This window comes from Pseudothauera rhizosphaerae, assembly GCF_004801305.1.
Classification (GTDB): domain Bacteria; phylum Pseudomonadota; class Gammaproteobacteria; order Burkholderiales; family Rhodocyclaceae; genus Pseudothauera; species Pseudothauera rhizosphaerae.
This window is the reverse complement of the sequence record NZ_SSOD01000012.1, coordinates 1-24,000: the sequence shown is the minus strand read 5'-3', so window position 1 is coordinate 24,000 and position 24,000 is coordinate 1. Positions and strand designations below refer to the sequence as shown.

Annotated in this window: 18 protein-coding genes, 1 tRNA gene and 1 CRISPR repeat array; of the genes, 5 read left to right on the top strand and 14 right to left on the bottom strand. The window is 67.0% G+C overall.

Annotated elements, in window-relative coordinates; all coding sequences use genetic code 11:
• Positions 1 to 79: 79 nt before the first annotated feature.
• From E6O51_RS14580 to E6O51_RS14520, 13 genes are all read right to left on the bottom strand, one after another.
• The gene (locus E6O51_RS14580) at positions 80 to 2,203 is read right to left on the bottom strand and encodes a DUF5916 domain-containing protein (RefSeq protein WP_230976805.1); all 2,124 of its coding nucleotides are present in this window, start codon (positions 2,201 to 2,203) and stop codon (positions 80 to 82) included.
• The gene (locus E6O51_RS14575) at positions 2,193 to 2,516 is read right to left on the bottom strand and encodes an iron uptake protein (RefSeq protein WP_136385735.1); all 324 of its coding nucleotides are present in this window, start codon (positions 2,514 to 2,516) and stop codon (positions 2,193 to 2,195) included. The genes E6O51_RS14580 and E6O51_RS14575 overlap by 11 nt, the downstream gene beginning before the upstream one ends.
• A gap of 203 nt (positions 2,517 to 2,719) precedes the next feature.
• Complete coding sequence (locus E6O51_RS14570; protein ID WP_136385734.1) at positions 2,720 to 5,203, bottom strand: TonB-dependent siderophore receptor; 2,484 nt, start codon at positions 5,201 to 5,203, stop codon at positions 2,720 to 2,722.
• Positions 5,204 to 5,288: 85 nt separating this feature from the next.
• Positions 5,289 to 6,245 carry a FecR domain-containing protein gene (locus E6O51_RS14565; protein ID WP_168735288.1) on the bottom strand — a complete coding sequence of 319 codons (957 nt, stop codon included), beginning with the start codon at positions 6,243 to 6,245 and terminating at the stop codon, positions 5,289 to 5,291.
• Positions 6,242 to 6,781, bottom strand: a complete 540-nt coding sequence (locus tag E6O51_RS14560; RefSeq protein ID WP_136385732.1) for a sigma-70 family RNA polymerase sigma factor — start codon at positions 6,779 to 6,781, stop codon at positions 6,242 to 6,244. Before E6O51_RS14560 ends, E6O51_RS14565 begins: the two co-directional genes overlap by 4 nt.
• Before the next feature lie 119 nt (positions 6,782 to 6,900).
• Positions 6,901 to 9,381, bottom strand: a complete 2,481-nt coding sequence (locus E6O51_RS14555) for a TonB-dependent siderophore receptor (protein ID WP_168735287.1) — start codon at positions 9,379 to 9,381, stop codon at positions 6,901 to 6,903.
• 133 nt (positions 9,382 to 9,514) lie between these two features.
• On the bottom strand, positions 9,515 to 10,498 hold the full coding sequence (locus E6O51_RS14550; protein WP_136385730.1) for a FecR domain-containing protein: 984 nt from the start codon (positions 10,496 to 10,498) through the stop codon (positions 9,515 to 9,517).
• The gene (locus E6O51_RS14545; protein WP_211091419.1) at positions 10,495 to 10,998 is read right to left on the bottom strand and encodes a sigma-70 family RNA polymerase sigma factor; all 504 of its coding nucleotides are present in this window, start codon (positions 10,996 to 10,998) and stop codon (positions 10,495 to 10,497) included. The genes E6O51_RS14550 and E6O51_RS14545 overlap by 4 nt, the downstream gene beginning before the upstream one ends.
• Before the next feature lie 292 nt (positions 10,999 to 11,290).
• Positions 11,291 to 13,102, bottom strand: coding sequence for a TonB-dependent siderophore receptor (locus E6O51_RS14540; RefSeq protein ID WP_330997918.1), 1,812 nt, complete (start codon positions 13,100 to 13,102; stop codon positions 11,291 to 11,293).
• 6 nt (positions 13,103 to 13,108) lie between these two features.
• On the bottom strand, positions 13,109 to 13,849 hold the full coding sequence (locus tag E6O51_RS14535; RefSeq protein WP_136385727.1) for an STN domain-containing protein: 741 nt from the start codon (positions 13,847 to 13,849) through the stop codon (positions 13,109 to 13,111).
• Between the two features lie 320 nt (positions 13,850 to 14,169).
• Positions 14,170 to 15,198 carry a FecR domain-containing protein gene (locus E6O51_RS14530; protein ID WP_136385726.1) on the bottom strand — a complete coding sequence of 343 codons (1,029 nt, stop codon included), beginning with the start codon at positions 15,196 to 15,198 and terminating at the stop codon, positions 14,170 to 14,172.
• Positions 15,185 to 15,730, bottom strand: coding sequence for a sigma-70 family RNA polymerase sigma factor (locus tag E6O51_RS14525; RefSeq protein ID WP_136385725.1), 546 nt, complete (start codon positions 15,728 to 15,730; stop codon positions 15,185 to 15,187). Before E6O51_RS14525 ends, E6O51_RS14530 begins: the two co-directional genes overlap by 14 nt.
• A 270-nt stretch (positions 15,731 to 16,000) precedes the next feature.
• A tRNA-Gly gene (locus E6O51_RS14520) sits at positions 16,001 to 16,075 on the bottom strand.
• Positions 16,076 to 16,189: 114 nt separating this feature from the next.
• Here E6O51_RS14520 and thiS point away from each other — a divergent pair.
• The 4 genes from thiS to sppA all read left to right on the top strand — a co-directional run bounded on the left by thiS (position 16,190) and on the right by sppA (position 19,907).
• Entirely contained in the window at positions 16,190 to 16,393 is a 204-nt protein-coding gene (thiS, locus tag E6O51_RS14515) for a sulfur carrier protein ThiS (RefSeq protein ID WP_136385724.1), read from the top strand.
• A 42-nt stretch (positions 16,394 to 16,435) separates the two neighbouring features.
• The gene (locus E6O51_RS14510) at positions 16,436 to 17,221 is read left to right on the top strand and encodes a thiazole synthase (protein ID WP_136385723.1); all 786 of its coding nucleotides are present in this window, start codon (positions 16,436 to 16,438) and stop codon (positions 17,219 to 17,221) included.
• A gap of 2 nt (positions 17,222 to 17,223) precedes the next feature.
• The gene (gene trmB / locus E6O51_RS14505) at positions 17,224 to 17,946 is read left to right on the top strand and encodes a tRNA (guanosine(46)-N7)-methyltransferase TrmB (protein ID WP_136385722.1); all 723 of its coding nucleotides are present in this window, start codon (positions 17,224 to 17,226) and stop codon (positions 17,944 to 17,946) included.
• A gap of 101 nt (positions 17,947 to 18,047) precedes the next feature.
• The gene (gene sppA / locus E6O51_RS14500; protein ID WP_136385721.1) at positions 18,048 to 19,907 is read left to right on the top strand and encodes a signal peptide peptidase SppA; all 1,860 of its coding nucleotides are present in this window, start codon (positions 18,048 to 18,050) and stop codon (positions 19,905 to 19,907) included.
• Between the two features lie 23 nt (positions 19,908 to 19,930).
• Here sppA and E6O51_RS14495 read toward each other — a convergent pair whose 3' ends face one another.
• Positions 19,931 to 20,149, bottom strand: a complete 219-nt coding sequence (locus tag E6O51_RS14495; protein ID WP_136385720.1) for a DUF1127 domain-containing protein — start codon at positions 20,147 to 20,149, stop codon at positions 19,931 to 19,933.
• 196 nt (positions 20,150 to 20,345) lie between these two features.
• Between E6O51_RS14495 and E6O51_RS14490 the strand changes: the two genes are divergently transcribed.
• Entirely contained in the window at positions 20,346 to 21,254 is a 909-nt protein-coding gene (locus E6O51_RS14490; protein ID WP_168735286.1) for a LysR family transcriptional regulator, read from the top strand.
• 77 nt (positions 21,255 to 21,331) lie between these two features.
• Positions 21,332 to 23,875: direct repeats of the CRISPR family, unit length 36 nt; unit sequence GTTGTAGCTCCCTCTCTCACCCCGGATAGCTACACT.
• Between the last annotated feature and the right edge of the window lie 125 nt (positions 23,876 to 24,000).

The window sequence follows — 24,000 nt, the reverse complement described above, 5'->3', positions numbered from 1 at the left end:
CATGAATACACTTCGGCCGATCCCACATCACCGGCCTGTTCGAGGCCTTCGACGGCATCGAGACCCACCGGCCTGGGGATCAACGCTCCAGATTCCACACCAGCTTGAGCGTGGCGCGCGTCTGCCGCGGGAGCGGTTCGCGCCGATCACCCGTATAGCCCAGCCGGTCCAGGGCGAAGACCAGTTCCCGCCCCGGCGCTCCCAGCCAATCCGTCCAGCGCAGCCGCGCGCTGACGCCGAGCGCCTGCGAGACGTTGTCCCATTGCAGCAGCACGCTTTGCGCCAGGCGGGTGTCGGGCGCGTGGTCCAGCCGCAGCGTGGCGAGCTTCACCGTGAAGCGGCCGGTGGGCAGGGTGATCGCATTGCGCCCCATCCCGACGCGGGCTTCCCAGCGACTGTCGGGCTTCCAGCCCAGCGTCACGAACTGGTCGTTGCGCCGGCCATCGTAGTAGCCGCCGGCGCGCAGCTCGGCCGAAACCCACAGGGGCCGGGAGGGCGAGGTCTCCAGCAGGCCGTACAGGTACTGCCAGCGGTAGCTGCCCGGCGCCAGCCAGGTGCCCGGCACCGGCGCGTAGCCGCTTGCCAGCCGGTCCGCCTCGAAGAACACCTCGGCCATGACCGTGTCTCCGGCGGCGTTGGTGTAGGCCACCTCGGGGTTGAGCACCCGCGTGCGTTCGGCGCCGTCCAGGGTGCGCCGGTAGCTCCAGTCCACGGCGGGGATGACGCTGGCGCCGTCCCGGGTGCGGTGCCACCAGCCCGCCGTCCCCTGGCCGCGCAACACATTGGCCTCGGCCAGGTAGCCCAGGGCCGGATCGAAGCCGGCGCCGATGCGCTGGAACTCGGCCGAGGCCATGGGGCCGGTGTTCAGGTAGGCGAGGCTGCCGCCCCAGGCCCGGCCGGTCACGTCGGCGCCGGCCGCCGCATCCGCGTTGGTCGATTGCATCGCCCAGCCGTGCGCCTCCAGCGTCCTGCCGCCGGACCACGTGGTGTCGCGGAATTGGTAGTCCACGCCCCACAGGCGGCTGCCCGCCGTGCCCTGCGGGTTGCCGCGGGTGGCCAGCAGCCCCACGCGCTGGCGCGCATCCAAGGGCTTGGCGAGCCGCAGCACGGCCACGTCGGCGGAAGGCTGGTCGGGCAGGCCCGGCTCGGTGGCGCCGCCGGCCACCCGGGCGGCGAAGGCGCCGAATTCAAGCCCCGCCGCGCTGCCGGTGAGCTTGAGGCCCGCATCCAGCGCCCGCGCCCGGCCCCCGGCGTCCAGCCCGATGCGGCGCGAGTAGTAGGGAATGACCGCCGCCTCCACCAGCCCGCCGAAGCTGAAGCGGCCGGCGTCGCGCAGGAAGAACTCGCGCTTTTCGGGCCGGAACAGTTCGAAGCGGGTGAGGTTGACCGTGCGCTCGTCGGCTTCGGCCTCGCCGAAGTCGATGTTCAGCGCGGCCGTGGTGCGCAGGCCGCCGTGGCTCTCGTGGAACAGCTCCAGGCCGGGTTCGATCCGCTGCTCGGGCTTGCCGCTGCCCGATGCCGCCGAGGATTCATGAGAGACGCGCAGCGAGGGCTTGATGCGCAGTCCGCCGCCGTCGCGCCCGGAGCGGAGCGCCGGGATGGCGATGGCGTCCCCCAGCGAGTAGACGGTCTTGTCCGGCCGGGCGCCGGCCAGGCGCACGCGCTCGCTGCCGCGCGGCATCCAGCGCTCGGCGTTGATGCGCCAGGTGGCGGAGTCGCCGCGCCCGAAGACCGACAGCGGAATGGCCAGCCGCGCGCGCCAGCCATCGGCGCCGATGCGCGCCTCGCTGGTCCACTGGGCGTCCCAGTCGTGGCGCATCAGGCCGCCGTCGTAGATCAGGGCGTCGAACTGCGCCCCGTGGGCGTTGACCGCGAACAGGTAGCCGTTGCGCCCCGCGCCCTCGGCGTCGATCACCAGGGTGACCTGGTCCTCGGCCAGCATGCCTTCCACGTCGCGGCGCATCTGGCGCGCCACGATGGCGCCGGGCTCGGCGTCGTCGGCCTGGATGTCCACGAACAGGGTGCGGGCGTCCTGCCAGAGCCGCAGCCGGGTACGGCGGGTCGGCGCGGCTCCGGTGGCCGGCGCGGCCTGCACGAAGGCGTCGTGGACCAGGCTGTCGGCCGGCGGCGGCGTCGCCGAGGCCAGCGCCACGGCCGGCATCGCGGCCAGCGCCAGGGCCATGCGGGGTAGGTCAGCGGTCATGCCCGCCTTTGCGCCAGAGCCACGCCAGCCAGCGCGGCCGCCAGGCGAGCGTGAAGGCGACCAGCACCGTGCCCAAGGCCAGCAGCACCGCCCAGACACGAGCAAGGCTGGCGGCGGCGAAGGCCCAGAGGAAAACGGCGAGGTAGACGGGGAAAGCCAGCAGGTGGAACAGCGTCTGCGCCTCGCCGTAGGGCATGCCGGCGGCCACGGCGAGGGCGATGCCGCAGGCGACGATGCCCCAGACCAACGCATGGCCGCCGAACACGACGGCGGCGCAGCGGGAAAGGGTGGACGGGTTCAAAGGCATGGGCATCGGGAAATACCGGGATCACTAGACATGACACGCGAAACCGGAAAAAGGGCCACCGCAGGCAAACTTTTCTGCGCCGGCCAGCGGATTGCGGTTTCGGGCGAAGTTTCCGGGTTGGCCGCAAGGGCAATGAAAAACGCCGGCGGGGCGGACTCACCGGCGTTTGTCGGGTCACTCGGCACCCGTGTCCCGGATCGGCTCTGCGGTCAATAGCTCGCGTTGAGCGTCAACTGCGCGTTGCGCGGCCTGCCGTAAGCCTCGCTCACGCCCCATTGCCAGTGGCCGGAGATGGCCGAGTAATAGACCTTGTCGAAGACGTTGTTGATGTCGAGCTTGACGTTGAGGCTCCTGGTCAGGCGGTAGGTGGCCGACAGATCGACGATGGCGCGGGCGTCCTGCTGGTTGCGTACGACTTCGCCGTAGTAGTTTGCGAAATCGCGGTACATCCTGTTCTGCCAATTGATCCGTCCGCCCAGCGTCAGCCGGTTCAGCGCGCCGGGCAGGGTGTATTGGGTGCTCAGCTTGAACAGCGTGGTCGGATTCATGGTATTGAGCCGCTTGCCGATATTGGCCGGAGTAGCGTCCTTGCGGTAGCGCGTTTCAGAGTAGGTGAAGCCGGTCCCGATCTGCCAGTTGGGCGTCAATGCGCCTTGCAGTTCGATATCCACCCCCTCGGTACGGACCAGGCCGGCGGCGCGGTAGCAGCCTTCGGGAATCGTCCCGGGGCAGTCGCTCTGGTCGTCCAGCCAGACAGCCCGATCGCTTTCGTCGATGCGGAACAGCGCGATGCTGCCGTTCAGCGCGCCGCCCAGATATTCGCCCTTCACCCCGATTTCGTAGTTCTTGCCGACTTTGGGCGACAAGGTGCTGCCGCTCTGATCGCGCTCGTTCTGCGGCTGGAAGACATCGGTGTAGCTGACGTAGGCGGAATGCTGTTTTTCGAACTTCCAGGTCAACCCGGCGTATTTCGTCAGGTGCGCATTCACCGAATAACCCCTTCCGCCGAGCGTGTCCCCTCGCTCGTACCAGTCCAGCCGCGCGCCCAGCAGCAGATCCAGCGTGTCGGCGATGTTGAACTTGCCTGCCGAGTAGAGGCTGTCCTGCTTGTAGTGGGTCGAATACTTGCTCAGCCAGGGGCTGGTGCTGCTGGTGTCCGGCCGGGGCGCGACGTGGTTCCAGGTGGACAGATCGACGCCGCTGGTGATCAGGGCGTCCCAGCCCTCAAACCACTCGGAAACGCGGCTGTCCTGGCGGTTGACCGTGGCGCCGAAGGCCAGGTCGTGCTGGCGCCCGAACCATGAAACGGGGCCGGTCACGTTGAGGTCGGCCGCCTTCTGCTTGCGTGTGGTCTGCGCTGCCCACCACACGTGCCCATAGCCGACGGGGGGCGTGGGGAGCAGACTGGTCGCCAGCAAGTCGTAGCGGCCATCGACGTAGGTGCCGTTGAAGTTCAGCTTCCAGCCCGCGCCGAGATCGTGCAACAGGTTGGCGTAGAACGTATTGGCTTCGTTCTTGTTGTATTCCCAGTCCGCGCCGACGAAGGTCGAACGCGACAGATCGAGATGCTGGAATCCATAGCTCGTCGGCATGCCGCCCCAGCTCAGGTTCTTGTTGGAATAGAGATGGGAATAGCCAAGATTGAGTGTCGTGCGCTCGGTCAGGTCGATATCGACCGTGACGTAGCCCAGTCGCTTGTCGTTGAAGGCATGATCGTAGAAATCGCTGGCGTCCTGGCCGAAACCGACGACGCGGGCGCGCACGCGGCCATCCTCCGTCAAGGGGCCGCTGACGTCGGCCATCAGCCGGTAGTCGTCCCAGCTTCCCGCGCTGATGGAACCCTTGAACTGCCACGTGTTGGTCGGCCGTTTGCGGATCATGTTGACGGCGGCCGACGGGTTGCCGCCACCCTGCATCAAGCCCGTCGCCCCGCGGACCACCTCCACCCGGTCCTGCATGGCCAGGTTGCCGAGCGAGTCTCCCGAGTACCAGTCGTAGCGGGTGGCAATGCCGTCCTGCGTCACGTTTTCGATTATGTAGCCACGCGATTCCAAGACCGGGCGGATGTCCTGGGACTGAAGCGACAGCCCCGGCGTCGCCTTGGCGATATCGACCAGATCGACCAGGTTGTCGGCCGCGATGCGGGCGCTGGTCAGCACCGTCACCGATTGCGGCGTCTCGCGCAGGGTGAGCGGCAGGTGGGTGGCGCTGGACATGCTGCGGGTGGTAAACGAGCCGGTGCCTTCGGTGGTGCCGCTGCGCTCGGCTTCGGCCGTTACTTGCACCGGCGCCAGCGTGGCTTCGCCGCCGGCCGGCGGCGGTGGCGCCCGGCGCAGCAGGTAGTTGCCGCCGCCCTGGTTGACCGCCTCCAGCCCGCTGCCGCCGAGCAGCCGGGCGAAACCTTCGTCGACGCCGTAGTCGCCCTGCAGGCCGCGGCTTTCCTTGCCCGCGGTCAAGGCCGCGTCGAAGGACAGGACCACGCCGGCGGCGCCGGCGAAGCGGCTCAGCGCGGTGCCGAGCGGGCCGGCGGGAATGTCGTGGTGGCGTTTGGCGGTTTGCGGTGTGGCGTGCTGGGCCAGCGCGGCCGCTGGCAGCGCGAGCGGCGCGGCCAGCGCCAGGCCGACGCAGGCGCGGCGCACCGCGGCGAGCACCGGGTCGAGGGGCCGGCCGTGCCGGAGGGAATGGCGGTGCATGGGATTTTCCTCGTTTCGTTCAAAAGGGGATTTCCCCTGTGGGTCGAACGAAATCGGGAAAAGGACAACGGCCGGTGAAAAATCTTCAGGCGCCGGCCGCCTCGATCTGCGTCCAGTAGCGCGTGAAGCGCCGGATGCGCACCGGCAGCGCGCGTTCGACGGCGAGCAGCGCACGCTCGGTGTCGTCGATCGGGAAGGCGCCGGACAAGCGCAGGCGGGCGACTTCCGGCGCGCAGCCCAGGTGCCCGCGGCGATAGCGCGACAGTTCGGCGACGAAGCGTTCCAGCGGCATGTCGGCAACGACCAGCATGCCGTTCACCCAACTGGCCGGCCCGTCGGCCGACGGGCCGGTGCCGAGGACGGCGTTGCGGCTGAATTCGCCTTGCTGGCCGGCGGCCAGCCGCTGCCGGGCGGCCGCATCGTCGGCTGGGCGCAGTTCGACGGCGTGCTGCTCGACGCCGACCCGCGTGGCGTGCGCAAGCTGGCGCACGGTGAAGCGCGTGCCGAGCGCCTCGACCACGCCGTCGCGGGTCTGCACCCGCAAGGGGCGCTTGACCGGCGCTGGGTCGGGCGCCGACTGGACCAGGATTTCCCCCGCGTGCAGGCGGATCAGCCGCTGCTGCGCGTCGTAGCGGACGTCGGCGCTGCTGTCGGTGTTGAGGATCAGCGTGCTGCCGTCGGCCAGCGTGAAGCTGCGCCGTTCGCCCAGCGCGGTGCGGTAGCCGGCGGCGAGCGCCGGGTACTCGCGCACGCCCAGCCAGCCAGCGCCGCCGGCCGTGACCAGCAGCGCGACGCCCTTGAGCAGATTGCGGCGGTCGCGGCGGGCGGCCTGCGCGAGGTCGAGCGCGGCCGCCGCGTGCGGGCCGGGCAGCGCGCCCAGCCTGGCGCGCAGCGCCAGCACCTGCTGCCAGGCCCAGCGATGTTCGGCGGCGGACCGCAGCCAGCGCTCGTGCGCGGCGTGCCGGTCCGGGCCGGCGTCGTCGGCGCAGAGCTGGGCATGCCACTCGGCGGCGGCCTTGAGGGCTTGCCGGTCGATGGTCAAAGCGGCGTCTCCAGCATCAGCAGCAGGCAGTGCTCGGTGGCGCGCGCCATGTATTTCTTGACCGAGCTGACGCTGACCTGCAGGCGTTGGGCGATCTCGGCATAGCCCAGCCCTTCGAGCTGCGACAACAGGAAGGCTTGGCGCGGCCTGGGGCCGAGGCCGTCGAGCATGGCGTCGATCTGGCACAGGGTTTCGAGAATCAGCGCGCGGGTTTCCGGCGAATGGGCGACCGGCTCCGGCTGCAGGGCCAGGACTTCCAGCCAGGCCTTTTCCAGCGCGCGGCGGCGCAGGTGGTCGACCATCACGCGGCGGGCGACCGCGGCGAGGAAATGGCGCGGTTCGCGCAGATCGTCGAGCTGGCCGCCGGCCGCCGGCGAGCTCAGCACGCGGACGAAAGTGTCCTGGGTCAGGTCCGCCGCTTCCCACACGCAGCCGAGCTTCTTGCGCAGCCAGCCGTGCAGCCATGAGCCGTGGTTCCGATAGAGATCGGAAACAGCGTCGGTGTTCGGCGCGGCGGCAGTCGATATCGAATCCACGGTAGCCTCGGGCAAGGGGAGCGCGCTGGCTGGCCGGAATCGGACGTGGCTGGCGTCAGTTATTGCGAATTGTTCGCATTCTTTTGGATTTGGTCTGTCGCGTCAAATTTCGGACTGGATCAATAGCTCGCGCTCAGCGTGAGCAGCACGCTGCGCGGCCTGCCGTAAGCCTCGGTGGCGCCCCAGTACCAGTCGTCGTTGGCGATGCTCGAGTAGTAGACCTTGTCGAAGACATTGTTGATGTCGAGCTTGAGGTTGAGGTTCTTCGTCAGGCGATAGGTAGCCGACAGATCGACGATGGCGCGGGCGTCCTGCTGGATGCGCACCATCTCGCCGTCAGCGTTCGCTGCGTCCCGGTACATCTTGCTCTGCCAGTTGACCCGCCCACCCAAGGTCAGCCGGTTCAGTGCGCCGGGCAGGGTGTATTGGGTGCTCAGCTTGAACAGTGTCGTCGGAATCCCGGTGTCGAGGCGCTTGCCGATGTTGTCCGGGTTGGCATCCTTGCGGTAGCGCGTTTCGGAGTACGTAAAGCCGGCCCCGATCTGCCAGTTGGGCGTGATGGCGCCTTGCAGTTCGAGATCCACCCCCTCGGTGCGCGCCAGGCCGGACGCGGCGTAGCAGCCTGTGGGAACGGTGCAGGCGGGCAGGCTGCCCGGCAGGCCCAGCCAGGCGGCCCGGTTGTTCTCGTCGATGCGGAACAGCGCGATGCTGCCGTTGAGTGCGCCGCCCAGATACTCGCCCTTCACCCCGATCTCATAGTTCCTGCCGCTCCTGGGCGGCAGAAAACTGCCGCTCAGGTTTTGCTGGTTCTGCGGTTGGAAGACATCGGTGTAGCTTGCATAAACGGAGTGCCGGTCGGCGAATTTCCAGGTCAGCCCGGCATATTTCGTCAGGTGCGCGTTTTCCGAATAGGAGGACGTACTGCCGGTATCCCAGGCGATTTTCCGGTCATACCAGTCCAGCCGCGCGCCCAGCAGCAGGTCCAGCGTGCCGGTGATGTTGAACTTGCCGGCGGAGTACAGGCTGTCCTGCTTGAAACGATCTGAAAGGCGCAAGGGGCTTGTACTGCTGGTGTCCGGTCGGGGCACGACATGGTTCCAGTTCGTCAGATCGATACCGCCGGTTATCGGATTGTCCCAGTCCGCGCCCCAGGAGGCGTTCTGCCCGTTCTGGTGGTTGAGCGTGGCGCCAAACACCAGGTCGTGTGTGCGTCCGAACCAGGAAACCGGGCCGGACACCTTGAGGTCCGCCGCCTTCTGCTCGCGCGACGATTCACCTGCCCACCATACGTGCCCATAGCCGCCGACGCCGGGGGTTGGGACCAAATAGGTCGCCAGCAGGTCATAACGACCATCCACGTAGGTGCTGTTGAAGTTCAGCTTCCAGCCTTCGCCGAAATCGTGTGTCAGGCTGGCGTAGACCGTATCGATCTGATTCTTGTTGTATTCCCAGTCCGCACCGGCAGAGGTCGAGCGCGGCAGATCGAGGTGCTGGTAGCCATAGGTCGTCGGCATGCCGCCCCAGCTCAGGTTCTTGTTGGAATAGAGATGGGAATAACCGAGGTTGAGCGTGGTGCGCTCGGTCAGGTCGACATCGACCGTGACATAGCCTAAACGCTTGTCATTGAACGCAAAATCATAGAAGTCGCTGGCGTCCTGAACATAGGCGACGGCGCGGCCGCGTACGCGGCCATCCTCCGTCAAGGGACCGCTGACGTCGGCCATCAGCCGGTAGTCGTCCCAGCTTCCCGCGCTGATGGAACCCTTGAACTGCCACGTGTTGGTCGGCCGTTTGCGGATCATGTTGACGGCGGCCGACGGGTTGCCGCCACCCTGCATCAAGCCCGTCGCCCCGCGGACCACCTCCACCCGGTCCTGCATGGCCAGGTTGCCGAGGGAGTCCCCTCTGCCCCACTCGTATCGGGTGGCGATACCGTCCTGCGTCACGCTTTCGACTGCGTAACCACGCGAGTACAGCTGGGGGCGGACTTCGTTGGAATTAAGCGTCAGCCCCGGCGTTGCCTTGGCGACATCCACCAGATCGACCAGATTGTCCGCCTCGATGCGGGCGCTGGTCAGCACCGTCACCGACTGCGGCGTCTCGCGCATGGAGAGCGGCAGGTGGGTGGCGCTGGACATCGTGCGGGTGGTGAAGGAACACGTGCCTTCGGTGGTGCCGTCTTTCACGCCCTGCGCCGCGACCGTGACCGGTGCCAGCGTGGTTTCCCCGCTGCTGTTGGCGGAGGTGGGCCGGATGACCAGGGTTTTCCCCTCGACCACGGTGCTTAGCCCGCTGCCGGTCAGCGCCTGTGACAGGGCTTCCTGCACGGAGAGGCGGCCTTTGATCGCCGGCGCCGTCTTGCCCTTGACCTGAGTGGGGTCGAAGCTGAGCAGGGCACCGGCCGTTTCGCCGATGCGGTTCAAGGTGGCGGCGAGCGGGCCGGCCGGGATGTCGAATTCGTGGGCGGTGCGCTGCGTCTGGGCCAGGGCGGGCGGCGGGAGGATCGTCGCGGCGACGGCAATGCCGCCGAAGGCAAGGCGCAGGGCCAGGATGAGGGGGCGGCAGGCGGGTGGGGGCGGGAAGCGGAGTGGAGCGCGCACGGCGGGTTTTCCTCGGGTTCGTTTTGAAGGGGTTTCACGCTCCCTGTCAAACGAAACCGAAAAAAGGTACAGCGCCGCGTATCCAGTCTCGCGCAGATGCGCCGCGGGCGGGGCGGCGTCTTTGCTCCGGGTTTTACCGGGCGACGACGAGGGTGCCGCGCGCCGGGTCTTCCGGGTGCAGCGGCTGGGTGCGCACGGGGAGGATGCGGCCGATGGCGGCCAGGGCGCCTTCCGTGTCGACGAGGGGGTAGGTGCCGGAGATGCGCCACTGGCGCACGGCCGGGGCGCATTCCAGGGGCGCGCTGCGGTAGCGGGCGAGTTCGGCGACGAAATCGGCGAGCGGCATGTCGTCGGCCACCAGGATGCCCTTGATCCAGGCGCTGCTGCCGGGACGGGCGGCCTCTCGCGCGATGATGCCCTGGCGTCCGAAGCGGGCGGCCTCGCCGGCGGCGAGGATGGGAGGCGCGCCTTCGGCCAGGCTGGCGTGAATCGCCACCCTGGCTTGCACGACGGTGACCTGGGTGCTGTCGCTTTCCTGCCGGACGACGAATTGGGTGCCGAGCGCTTCAACCCGCCCTTCGGCGGTTTCCACCAGGAACGGCGGGCGTGTTGCCGCCGGCGAAGGGGCGGGCGCGGTGGCAACCATGATGCGCCCGCGCCGCAGGCGGATGAGGCGGGCCGAGGCCGAGAAGTCGATGTCGATGGCGGTGTCGGTGTCCAGGCGCAGGAGGCTGCCGTCGGCCAGGGTGAGGTCGCGCTGTTCGCCGATGGCGGTGCGCTGGTCGGCGGACCAGTCGCTCTGCCGCCAGCCTTGCCGGGCCGCGATGCCGATGGCGCAGAGGATGCCCAGTTGCGCCAGGAAGCGGCGGCGCCCGGGGCGCTGGTCCTTGCCGGTGGCGTTGAGCGCGGCGACGGAGGCTTGCGCGTGTTGGCGCGGAATGCCGGAAACGCGGGCGGTGGCGGCGCTGATGTGCTGCCAGGCGGCTTCGTGGCGGGAATCCGCGGTGCGCCAGCCGGCACAGGCCGTCCGGTCGTCGGCCGTGGCCTCGCCGGAGGCCAGCAGCACGAACCAGCGCGCGGCTTCTTCGATCAGCGCCGGGTCGATGGCGGCGTTCATGGCTTGACGATGCCGGCCAGGTGCAGCGTGGCGCGCAGCATGTACTTCTTGACCATGCTGAGCGAGACGCCGAGGCGCCGGGCAATTTCGGCGTAGGTGAGGCCCTCGACCTGGGAGAGGAGGAAGGCCTGGCGCGCCCTGGCGGGCAAGCCCGCGAGCAGGGCGTCGATTTCGCACAGCGCCTCGGTGATGAGCGCCCGCTCTTCCGGGCCGGGGGCCAGCGGTTCGGGGTGGCTGGCGATGGCATCTAGGTAGGCGCGTTCGAGCTCCTTGCGCCGCAGGTGGTTGGCCATGATGCGGCGGGCCACCGTGGTCAGCCAGGCACGCGGCTCGCGGATTTCGTCCAGGCTCGGCGCGAGCAGCGCCTGGACGAAAGTGTCCTGCGCCAGATCGGCCGCCTGGTAGGTGCAGCCGAGTTTCCTGCGCAGCCAGCCATGCAGCCAGCCGTGATGCTCGCGGTACAGCTCGGCAACGGGTTGGGGCGAAGCGACGGCACTCAAGGACAGCCTCCGGAAAAACAGGAATCGTCGGCTGGCTATGGTGCGGGCCTGGCTTGCCGTTGAGAATTGTTCTTATTGATTATCCTGTCGGCCGAAGGCTGGCGTCAAATTCTGATTCCGGGTGAAGTTCCTTCGCCATCTGGAGACGCTCCATGACCGCCCAGACCATCCACCGGCCCGATTCCGTGCATCTGAAAGTCGAGGAACTCGCCGTCCGGGACGGCGGTAAGCCGTCCCGGAGGGGAACGCAGTGCCGCGTTCCCGGTTGTTCTGGCGCCGTTCGGCACCACCATCAATAGCCCGCATTCAGCGTCAGCAGCGCGCTGCGTGGTCTGCCGTAAGCCTCGGTCGCGCCCCAGATCCAGTCGTCGGCGGCGATGGTCGAGTAGTAGACCTTGTCGAAGACGTTGTTGATGTCGAGCTTGAGGTTGAGGTTTTTCGTCAGACGATAGCTGGCCGAAATATCCACAATGGCGCGCGCGTCCTGCTGGATGCGTACCGCCTCTCCGTAGGCGTTCGTCGCGTCCCGATACATCTTGCTCTGCCAGTTGACCCGCCCGCCCAGCGTCAGCCGGCTCAGTGCACCGGGCAGCGTATATTGGGTGCTCAGCTTGAAGAGTGTGGTCGGGTCCGCGGTGCTGAGCCGGTGACCGATGTTGTCCGGATTGGCATCCTTGCGGTAGCGCGTTTCGGAATAGGTGAGGCCTGCCCCGATCTGCCAGTTGGGCGCGAGGGCGCCTTGCAGTTCGATATCCACCCCTTCGGTACGGACCAGGCCGGCGGCGCCGTAGCAGCCTGCCGGAACGGTGCAGGCACTCTGGTCGCTCAGCCAGGCGGCCCGGTCGTTTTCGTCGATGCGGAACAGTGCGATGCTTCCGTTGAGCGCACCGCCCAGGTATTCGCCCTTCACCCCGAGCTCGTAGTTCCTGCCGCTCTTGGGGGGCAGAAGGTCGCCGTTCAGATTGCGCTGATTCTGTGGTTGAAAGACATCGGTGTAGCTGACGTAGGCGGAGTGCCGGTCCGCGAACTTCCAGGTCAGCCCGGCATATTTCGTCAGGTTCGCATTCTCCGAAAAGGAAATAGCGCTACTACCCGTATCTATAACTTTGTCATACCAATCCAGTCGCGCGCCCAGAAGCAAGTCCAGCGTGTCGGCAACGTTGAAGCGACCGACGGAGTAAAGGCTGTCCTGTTTGTAGCGGGTCGAGTAGACATACCGCAGGGGGCTCGTGCTGCTGGTGTCCGGCCGGGGTATGGCATGGTTCCAGGTCGCCAGATCGACGCCACGGGTCAGGAAATCGGGATCGTCCCAACTCTTGAACCACTGGGTGTCACGTTCGTTCTGACGGTTGACCGTGGCGCCGAACACCAGGTCGTGCTTGCGCCCGAACCAGGACACCGGGCCGGAGACCTTCAGGTCGGCGGCCTTCTGATAACGCACCGACTGTGTTGCCCACCACACATGCCCATGACCGCCGACATCGGGGGTAGGGAGCAGGAAGGTTCCAAGCATGCCGTAGCGGCCATCCACATAGGTGGCATTGAAGTTCAGGCTCCACCCCCCGTCGAAGTCGTGCGCCAAACTGGCGTAGAACGTATCGGCCTCGGTCTTGTTGTACTCCCAGTCCGCGCCGACGAAGGTCGAACGCGACAGATCGAGGTGCTGGTAGCCGTAGCTCGTCGGCATGCCGCCCCAGATCAGGTTCCTGTTGGAGTACAGGTGGGAGTAGCCGATGTTGAGGGTGGTGTTCTCGGTCAGATCGACATCGAGCGTGGCATAACCCAGGTGCTTGTCGTTGAAGGCGAGGTCATAGAAATCGCTGGCGTCCTGGCCAAAGCCGACCAGCCGGGCGCGCACCCGGCCGTCTTCCGTCAGGGGGCCGCTGACATCCGCCATCAATCTGTAGTCATCCCAACTGCCGGCGCTGGCGGAGCCCTTGAATTGCCAGGTGCTGGTAGGCCGCTTGCGGACCATGTTGATGGCAGCGGACGGGTTGCCAGCTCCCTGCATCAGTCCCGTCGCCCCCCGGACGACCTCGACCCGGTCCTGCATGGCCAGGTTGCCAAGCGAGTCTCCACCACTCCAGTCGTACAGGGTGGCGATGCCATCCTACGTCACGCTTTCGACGGTATAGCCACGCGATTGCAACACAGGGCGGACTTCGCTGGAACTCAGTGACAGCCCCGGCGTCGCCTTGGCGACGTCGACCAGATCGACCAAGTTGTCCGCCTCGATGCGAGCGCTGGTCAGCACCGTCACCGACTGCGGCGTCTCGCGCATGGTCAGCGGCAGGTGGGTGGCGCTGGACATGCTGTGGGCGGTGAAGGAACCGGTGCCTTCGGTGGTTCCATTTCGTACGCTTTTCGCGGTCACCTTGACGACCGGCAACGTGCTTTCCGATGAAGGATTGCCGGCTGCCGCGGCAGTCGGGGCTTCCACCAGGGTATAGGCGCCATTCGACTGGCGCACCGCATCCAAGCCCGTGCCGGACAGCAGAGCCTCGATGGCGCCCTCGGTAGTGTAGGTGCCGCTCAGGCCGGGGCTGTTTCGCCCTTGCACCAGTTCGGATGAACCCGCCAGCAGGACACCGGATATGCTCGCAAACTTGGACATCACCGAGCCCAGGGGGCCGGCGGGAATGTCGTAGTGCTTCGTGGCGTCCGCCGAGGCTTTCGGCGTGTCAGCGCTTTGTGCGTGAGCAGCGGTGCTCCAGCAGGCCGCCGCCATTGCGCCGCCCACCAGGGCCAGGTGCACGGCCAGTACCAGGGGGGCGGGCCGGAGGTTGGGCGTCTCTTCTTCGGGTTGGGGCTTGCCAGCCCGGCGGCTGGTGTGAATGGCGCGGTTCGTCATGCTTCGTCTTCCTTGGACAAGGGGGTCGTTCAGCGGAAACAAGCTGCCCCTTCGCGCTGATCAAGCTCGCTGCCTGGGAAGACAACCGGCGCATGCTGCGCGCCCGGTGCCGCACCGGCCCGCGTCAGCACCGCTTGCTCCCTTTGGGCGCAAGCCGCCGAAGGGGGCAACCGGTGACGCGGAACCAGCCGTGGGTGGCTGATGAATGAACGATTGGGAAGCCTTTCATTCGGTTAATCGAACGAGAGGCCCAAGAGCGGAACCGTTTTGGTTCCGCCCCGGGAAAAATTTGGAGCCGGTCCGAGCCGGAGGGGGCGGACTCAGCGGCTGGCGGCTTTGCCGGCGCTGCCGCTGCGCGCTTCGATGGTGCTCCACCACGGCAGCGGTTGCCGTACCTGGATGGGCAGGACGGAGGCCAGCATCACCAGCGCGCGGTCGCTGGAGTCCAGCGGGAAGCTGCCGTAGACGCGAAGGTCGGCCACTTCGGGCGCCACGCCCAGGTGGCCGTGGCGGTAGCGCGCAAGTTCGGCCGCCAACAGGCTGAGCGGCATGTCCTGGGCTATCAGGATGCCCTGCGTCCAGCCTTCGCGCGAAGGGTCGGCTGCGGCCGTTTCGCCAATGGCCTGTTGGTCGAAGCGGGTCTGTTCACCGGCGCGTATCACGGTGGTTGCCTCGCTGCCCGCGGTGCGCACTTCTACGGCGCCTTCGTAGACGGAAACGGCGGTTTGCCGGCCCTCCAGCCGCACGTCAAAGCGCGTGCCCAGCGCCCGCAGGCGGCCGTGCGGGGTATCGACCACAAAGGGGCGCGTGGCGTCAGGGGCCGTTTCGATGAAGATGTCGCCGGCGACCAGGTGCAGGCGGCGCAGATCGGGGCGGAAGTCTTCGTTGAAGGCGCTGGCCGACCCCAACCAGACACGGGTGCCGTCGGTCAGGCTGATTTGCCGCGTTTCACCCACGCCGGTGTGATGGTCGGCCACCCAGGCCCTGGCAGGCAGCAATGTGTGGCGCCATGTGGCCCAGCTCAACAGACCGGTGCCGCCGAACGCGGCCAGACCCAGCAGGATCCGGCGGCGGCGCGCCAGCCGGCCTTGGGCGGTCTGCAGTATGCCCACGGTGGTGCGCGGGTCGGGGCTGGTCTGGATGGGGGCGAAGCGGTTGCTGACGCGCTGGACGTAGGCCCAGGCGTTGCGATGCTCTTCGCAGGCGGCCAGCCATGCCTCCCATTGGCTGCGGTCGGCATCGGTGGCGTCGCCCGAGCGAAGCAGCGCGAACCATTCGGCAGCCTGCTCCTTGGCGCTGAAAGAAATGCCCGTCTGCTCGGGCGAAACGGAAAACTCAATCGCCGACATGCCGGAGAGGCGGCTCTTCCCGCAGTTCTTCCATTTCCATGCACCGCAGCATGGCCTGAGCCACGTACTTTCTAACCATGCGGGCGGAGACCCCCAACTCGGCGGCGACTTCCTTGTCGGTCATCTCGCAACCCACGGCCAGCACGAAGGCCCGGGCCGCCTTGGCGGACAGGCTGCGCAGCAGGGTGTCGATCTCCTGCAGCGCCTGCAGCACGATGCACTGGTGCTCCGACGACGGGGCAAAGGCTTCGGGTTGAGCGGCCAGGGCTTCGAGCCAAGCCTCTTCGATCTGGCGGCGGCGCCACAGGTCCACACACAGGCCATTGGCCATGGTGCGAAGGTAGGAGCGGGCTTCGGGCCGGCTGTCGAACCGGCGCGGGGTGACGATGAGGCGAATGAACGCGTCATGCGCCAGGTCCGCCGCATCCGCGGCGTTGCCCAGGCGACGGCGCAGCCAGCTCTGCAGCCAGTCGTGGTGGTCGCAGTAGAGGGACTCCACCGTGGAAGTGAGCGGGTAGTCGGAATCACTCACGGGCGGTTATCGCGCTGGGCGATGGCACGGCCACGCACAGCTTTTATCAGGTCGGCAAGATATTTAAATGAGAATCACTTTCAATCATGCCGTAAACAGTGCCTATCACACAACGTCTCTGGATTGAAGCGGACTTGCCTGGGCATGGGCGCCTGCCAGGCCTTCGTCGCCGTGGCCGTGGCGTTGTACTTTCGCCGGGCAGCCAAGCAATGCGCATCGAGCAGTCACCGCTGCCGCGCGCCATTTCTGGAAGGCTTTGGAAATTCGGAATGGAGCGGGCGAAGGGAGTCGAACCCTCGTCATCAGCTTGGGAAGCTGAGGTAATAGCCGTTATACGACGCCCGCAGAGGAGGCAGGCATTCTAATGGAGCGGAGCCGGGGCGTGCAATCGGCGGGGGGTGGGCGTGGTAAAATCCGCGCCTGTCCAGCGCCGCGGCGCAGAGCGCACACCCCGATCCCATGATCCAGCTTTTCGTCAATGGCCAGGCCGAAACCGTCGACGACGGCCTGACCGTCTCCGATCTCCTCTCCCGCCGCGGGCTCGCCGGCAAGCGGCTGGCGGTGGAGCGCAACGGCGAGATCGTGCCGCGCGGGCGGCACGCCGAGACGGCGCTGGCCGACGGCGACCGGCTGGAGATCGTGGTGGCGGTCGGCGGCGGCTGACGCGGCGCGCCATCCCGTTCCTCACATTCCTACAGGTTCATCATGAACGACGCCCTGGTCATTGCGGGCCAGTCCTACGGCTCCCGCCTGCTGGTCGGCACCGGCAAGTACCGCGATTTCGCCGAGACGCGCGCGGCCATCGACGCCAGCGGCGCCGAGATCGTCACCGTGGCGATCCGCCGCACCAACATCGGCCAGAACCCGGACGAGCCCAACCTGCTCGACGTGCTGCCGCCCGAGCGCTTCACCATCCTGCCCAACACCGCCGGCTGCTACACCGCCGAGGACGCGGTGCGCACGCTGTGCCTGGCGCGGGAGCTGCTCGACGGCCATGCGCTGGTGAAGCTGGAAGTGCTGGGCGACCCCAGGACCCTGTTCCCCAACATGCCCGAGACGCTGAAGGCGGCCGAGACCCTGGTCAGGGACGGTTTCGACGTCATGGTGTACTGCTCGGACGACCCCATCCAGGCCAAGATGCTGGAAGAGATCGGCTGTGTGGCGGTGATGCCGCTCGCCTCGCTGATCGGTTCCGGCATGGGCATCCTGAATCCGTGGAACCTGCGCCTGATCATCGACGCGGCCAAAGTGCCGGTGCTGGTGGACGCCGGCGTGGGCACGGCTTCGGACGCGGCCATCGCCATGGAACTGGGCTGCGACGGCGTGCTGATGAACACCGCCATCGCCCAGGCCCGCCAGCCGGTGCTGATGGCGCAGGCCATGAGGAAGGCGGTGGAGGCCGGACGCGAGGCCTACCTGGCCGGGCGCATGCCGAGGAAGCTCTATTCGGCGGACCCCAGCTCGCCCACCGGCGGCCTGATCGGGTCCTGAGCATGACGCAAGGCATCGACGACCGCGCCCTGACCGAGGGCGAGGAGCACCGCTTTTCGCGCCGCTCCATCCGCAGCTTCGTGCTGCGCCAGGGGCGCATGTCGGAGGCGCAGCAGCGCTATCTGGACACCGTGCTGCCCCGCATCGGCATCCCGTACCGGGAGGCGGCGCTGGATCTGGACGCGGCCTTCGGGCGGAAGGCGCCGAAGATTCTGGAAATCGGCTTCGGCATGGGCGAGACCACCGCGCGCATCGCCGCGGCCCACCCGGAGAACGACTACCTGGGCATCGAGGTGCACACCCCCGGCGTGGGCGCCCTGTGCAAGCTGGTGGAAGAGCAGGGCCTCGCCAACGTGCGCATCATGCAGCACGACGCGGTCGAGGTGCTGCGCGACATGATCCCGGAGGGCGCGCTGGCCGGCGTGCACGTGTTCTTCCCCGACCCCTGGCGCAAGAAGCGCCACCACAAGCGGCGTATCGTCCAGCCCGATTTCGTGGCGCTCGTCGCCGTCAAGCTCGCCCCGGGCGGCTACCTGCATTGTGCGACCGACTGGGAAGACTACGCCCACTGGATGCTGGAAGTGCTCTCCGCCGAGCCGGCCCTGGCCAACACCGCCAGCGGCTTCGCCCCGCGTCCGGACTACCGCCCGCTGACCAAGTTTGAAAACCGCGGCTTGGCGCTGGGCCACGGCGTGTGGGATCTGGTGTTCCGCCGCCGCGACTGACCTCCCGCCCCGCCTTGGGGTATGCTCACGCGTCATAGAGGTCGGCGCGGCGGGGTCTGCGGCCTCAGGTGCCTTCTTGTCGACCCCTTGGAGCGGCCTTCATGATCGGACGATTCTTCGCCTTCCTCGGCCGGGTGCTCGCGGCCTGCGCGCGCTGGCTGGATGCGGTGCGGCGCATCGCGTTCAACCTCGTCTTCCTGATCGTACTCGGCGTGCTGGTCGCCCTCTTCTTCGCCCCCGGGCCGCAGGTGCCGGATGGCGCCGCCCTGGTGTTGCGGCCGGCCGGGGTGCTGGTGGAGCAGTCGTCCTTCGAGGATCCCCTGGGTGTGCTGCGGGATGCGGGCGCGGCGACCGGGGAGGTGGCGCTGGCCGACCTGCTCGAAGCGGTGCGCGCCGCGCGCGGCGACTCGCGCATCTCCCTGCTGGTGCTGGAAACCGACCGCCTGCAGGGCGGCGGATTGTCCAAGCTCGCCGAACTGCGCGCCGTGCTGGCGGAGTTCCGCGCCGCCGGCAAGCCGGTGTTGGTGCGCGGCGAGCGCTTCAGCCAGGTCCAGTACTACCTCGCCTCGGTGGCCGACGAGATCCACCTGGCGCCGGACGGCTACCTGCTGCTGCGCGGGCTGGCGCGCTACGTCAGCTATTTCGGCGACGCGCTGGAGCGCCTGGGCATCAAGGTGCATGTGTTCCGCGTCGGCGAGTACAAGTCCTTCAGTGAGCCCTTCACCCGGCGCGACATGTCGGAGGAGGACCGCTCCTCCACGCGCGACCTGCTCGACGGCCTGTGGGACGTCTTCCGCACCGACGTGGCAGCGGCACGCAAGCTCGACGGGGCGGCGCTGGACCGCTACATCGCCGACTACCCGGCGGTGCTGGCGGCGACCGGCGGCGATGCAGCGCGGGCTGCGCTGGATGCCGGCCTGGTGGACCGCCTGAGCACGCGGGACGAATGGCGCAAGCTGCTGATCGAGCGGGTCGGCAGCGGGACGGCGGTGGAGAACGGCGAATCGGTCACTGCCAACGGGGAGAGCTTCCGCCAGATCGGCGTCGGTGCCTACCTTGCGGCTGTGCGCAGCGAACGGCCGCGGGCCGCGGAGAAGATCGCCGTGGTGGTGGCCCAGGGCACCATCCTGGACGGCGAGCAGCCGCCCGGCGCCGTGGGCGGCGACACCATGGCGCGGCTGATCCGCGAGGCGCGGGAGGACGCGGGCGTGAAGGCGCTCGTCGTGCGCATCGACAGCCCGGGGGGCAGCGCCTGGGCGTCCGAACTGATCCGCCGCGAACTGGAACTGACCCGCCAGGCCGGCAAGCCGGTGATCGCCTCCATGAGTTCGGTGGCCGCTTCCGGCGGCTACTGGATCGCCGCCGGGGCCGACGAGATCTGGGCCAGCCCGGTCAGCCTCACCGGCTCCATCGGCATCTTCGCCATGTTCCCCGAGTTCTCCCAGCCCCTGGAACGGCTCGGTGTGACCGTGGACGGTGTGGCCACCGGCCCGCTCGCCGGCGCCTTCGACCCGCGCCGGCCCATGGAACCGGCCGCTGCGCAGGCGCTGCAACTCGGCATCGAGCACGGCTACCGCCGCTTCCTGGAAACGGTCTCCAAGGCGCGCGGGCTGAGCGTGGAAGAGGTGGACGGCGTGGCCCGCGGGCGGGTATGGACCGGCCAGGCGGCCGCCGACCTGGGCTTGGTGGACAAGCTCGGCGGGCTGGACGGGGCGATTGCCGCCGCCGCCGCCCGCGCCAGTGTGAAGGAATACGAACTGACGTGGCCGGCCGCCCATCTGTCCCCCGCCCAGCGCCTGCTGCGCAAGTTCGCCGCATTCGCCGGCTTGGACGCGGCGCCGGCCGCCGGCAGCGGCGTGCTGGGCCGCCTGATCGGGGAGCTTGAGACGGCCGCCGGCGAACTGCTGCGCTGGAACGACCGCGACCACCTGTACGCCCACTGCCTGTGCGAGGCGCCCTGAGGGCGGGCCGCTCCCGCCACGATCTACGCGCGCCAGAACGGCCTGGCGGCCTCGATCAGCGCGTCCTCGCGGCGGATGCCGATGTCGCGCAGCAGGCGATCGTCCAGTTCATGCAGTTCGCGGCGCTGGCGGCTGCGGGCCATCCACAGCGCAACGGTGCGGCGGAATGCCCGGAGGCCGGCGACGACGAGCGTTCCGGGGCGTGCAACCGGCGGGCGGAGGGCGTGGTCGAAGGTGTTCATGATGCGTTTCCTGCCTGGTGGGTGAGGCGAGTCGCCCCGGCCTGAAGGGCTCGCGGGACTCATGCCCAGCTTGGCTTCCTTGCCCTGCCGCATCCAATCGTTTATTCCGAAGCGTGGGTTCGGAAAACGCGATGGCGCAGGAACCCCATCCGCGGTTTACTGGAACCCGTCGACGCACATCGAACCGGACGAAACCATGATGGAGCTCTACCACCTGAGAACCTTCGTCGCCGTGGCCGAGGAGCGCAACCTCACCCGCGCCTCGGAACGCCTGTTCACCAGCCAGCCGGCCATCAGCGCCCACATCAAGGCGCTGGAGGAAACCCTGGGCGTCACCCTGTTCGACCGCACCCCCAAAGGCATGCGGCTGACCTCCGTGGGCGAAGACCTGCTGCCCCGCGCCCGCCGGGCGCTGGCTGCCGCCGGCGATTTCGTCCAGCACGCCCGCAGCCTGCGCCATGAAATCACCGGCAGCGTGCGCATCGGGCTCAACACCGATGCCCGCTTCCTGCGCGTGGCCGCCCTGCAGACGGGACTCGCGGCCCGCCATCCCCACCTGGACGTGGCCATGCTGGGCGGCACCACCTGGCTCAACCTGCCCGCGCTGCGCGCGGGCAAACTGGACGCCGCCTTCATCTCCGGCACGTTCAGCGATTCCGACCTGACCCTCCACTACCTCTGCGACGAACCCCTGGTGGTCGCCGCACCCAAGGCGATGAGGGCCCGCATCACCGATGTCGACATCGCCAGACTGGCACGCCTGCCCTGGGTATTCACCTCGCCCGACTGCGCCTATTTCAAGGTCATGCACGCGCTCTTCCATGCCAACGGCTGCGAACCCATGCGCACGCTGCTCGCCGACCAGGAAGACGCAATGATCGAACTGGTGCGTGCTGGGGTCGGCCTGGGCATCGTGCGCGCCGGCGTCATCGGCGGCGATGCCGACAGCGCCTACGAACTCCCCGTGCCGCTACCTTCCGTGCCCCTGCAGTTCGCCGTTCTGCGCGAACGCGCCGGCGATCTGGTCATCGGCGCACTGATGGAGGTGCTGCGTGAAGTGTGGGAACTGGAGATGCCGGTGGGTGTGGCATGCGAGGCGGGGTAGGGTAGGGTAGGGTAGGGGCTTTCCCTCCCCCCCGCAGATACACACGTTCTTCGCGGAGGACATGGCCTCTCCGGCAGGTTGTAGCTCCCTCTCTCACCCCGGATAGCTACACTCCGGAAGACGTCATCGCCCGCCTGTACGCCGTTGTAGCTCCCTCTCTCACCCCGGATAGCTACACTGACCCGGCCTTTGGCTACACCCTGCGCAAGGTTGTAGCTCCCTCTCTCACCCCGGATAGCTACACTCCGAGGCCAACGAGGAAGCGCACCAGGAACGTTGTAGCTCCCTCTCTCACCCCGGATAGCTACACTACCATCGTCATAGCAAGCCAGAAGGGCGGCGGTTGTAGCTCCCTCTCTCACCCCGGATAGCTACACTAGCAGGTCATCGTTGGCCTGGTCGAGCAGGGTTGTAGCTCCCTCTCTCACCCCGGATAGCTACACTCCGCCAGCCGCGTCACCGTGAACAGCGTCGGTTGTAGCTCCCTCTCTCACCCCGGATAGCTACACTCGCAGCGCCGCGTTCTACGGCCCCGAAGACGTTGTAGCTCCCTCTCTCACCCCGGATAGCTACACTCAGCAGCAACCGCGAACTGTATGCGGACGTGTTGTAGCTCCCTCTCTCACCCCGGATAGCTACACTGAGGCGGGATTTGTTCGCTATCAGCACGATGTTGTAGCTCCCTCTCTCACCCCGGATAGCTACACTGGAATCATTTAGACACCTCGGCCAGTTGTTGTTGTAGCTCCCTCTCTCACCCCGGATAGCTACACTGAGGCGGGATTTGTTCGCTATCAGCACGACGTTGTAGCTCCCTCTCTCACCCCGGATAGCTACACTTTCTTCGGTAGGAGGGTGTGAAATGCTCAAGTTGTAGCTCCCTCTCTCACCCCGGATAGCTACACTGAAGCGCAGGGGAGTCACCTCTGCGAGCACGTTGTAGCTCCCTCTCTCACCCCGGATAGCTACACTCGTACCCACCAGGCGCACGCGCTGCGCGAAGTTGTAGCTCCCTCTCTCACCCCGGATAGCTACACTGCGCCCAGCACCAGGGGCTTGAAGCACACCGTTGTAGCTCCCTCTCTCACCCCGGATAGCTACACTATGGCGCTATCGACGCTGCTGTACTTGCGCGTTGTAGCTCCCTCTCTCACCCCGGATAGCTACACTTACAACCAAATGAGCTGGTTGTCCTCCGGGGTTGTAGCTCCCTCTCTCACCCCGGATAGCTACACTTCGAAGACGCTGGCCTACATGCGTGATATGGTTGTAGCTCCCTCTCTCACCCCGGATAGCTACACTCGCCTTCTTCACCGGCCTGGATGATTTCGAGTTGTAGCTCCCTCTCTCACCCCGGATAGCTACACTCGCTCACGCTGGCGAAGCTGAGCGATGAAGGTTGTAGCTCCCTCTCTCACCCCGGATAGCTACACTTCGACGTGCTTGAGCTGTCGCGCACCAACCGTTGTAGCTCCCTCTCTCACCCCGGATAGCTACACTGTTCGCGGCGAGCGCAACGGAAGGCAGGAAGTTGTAGCTCCCTCTCTCACCCCGGATAGCTACACTTTCTGCCGCGTGCGAAATCCAGCCTTACAGGTTGTAGCTCCCTCTCTCACCCCGGATAGCTACACTAGCGAGAATCGTGGGGATGCTCTTCGAGCTGTTGTAGCTCCCTCTCTCACCCCGGATAGCTACACTCAGGGAGCAATGGCTTACTGCATCCACAGAGTTGTAGCTCCCTCTCTCACCCCGGATAGCTACACTAGGTGCGCATGTTGTGCCCCGTCTGTCGCAGTTGTAGCTCCCTCTCTCACCCCGGATAGCTACACTCGAATTCTTTAAATGGCTTTTCACGTCGAAGTTGTAGCTCCCTCTCTCACCCCGGATAGCTACACTCACGAAGCATTAAGCCATGACGCCCGACAAGTTGTAGCTCCCTCTCTCACCCCGGATAGCTACACTATCCGCGAGATGACGCAGGCCGAGTTTTATGTTGTAGCTCCCTCTCTCACCCCGGATAGCTACACTGAGCTGGCGAAGAGCGCCGGCCGCTACACTGTTGTAGCTCCCTCTCTCACCCCGGATAGCTACACTCCGAGTATGAGCGCCAGTGCATCACCTACGGTTGTAGCTCCCTCTCTCACCCCGGATAGCTACACTACGCGCTCAACCGTTTCCCATCGCCCGCCGTTGTAGCTCCCTCTCTCACCCCGGATAGCTACACTCCATCGCGCTCGACGGTCCCTGCCTGTCCAGTTGTAGCTCCCTCTCTCACCCCGGATAGCTACACTCCTAGCGTTTGAGGTAGCTGCTGTGGGCGGGTTGTAGCTCCCTCTCTCACCCCGGATAGCTACACTGCTGGCCCCGCGCCTTCCCGCGGGCGCGCGGTTGTAGCTCCCTCTCTCACCCCGGATAGCTACACTCGCCCGCCGGAGGGCCGACGCGAACCCTGCGTTGTAGCTCCCTCTCTCACCCCGGATAGCTACACTCCGGACGAGTACACGCCCGATGACGTGCCGGTTGTAGCTCCCTCTCTCACCCCGGATAGCTACACTCGGGCGAGGTCGTGCTGCTGGAGAACTGCCGTTGTAGCTCCCTCTCTCACCCCGGATAGCTACACTAGGGAATCGCTGATTTATTCCTCCGCCGGCGCCCCGGCACAGAGATGCGCTTGAGATAATGGAGGCTGTGTTCGAATGACAGGACGTGGGCCGATGCAATCGAGCTTTTCCGAGTTGGAGTACGC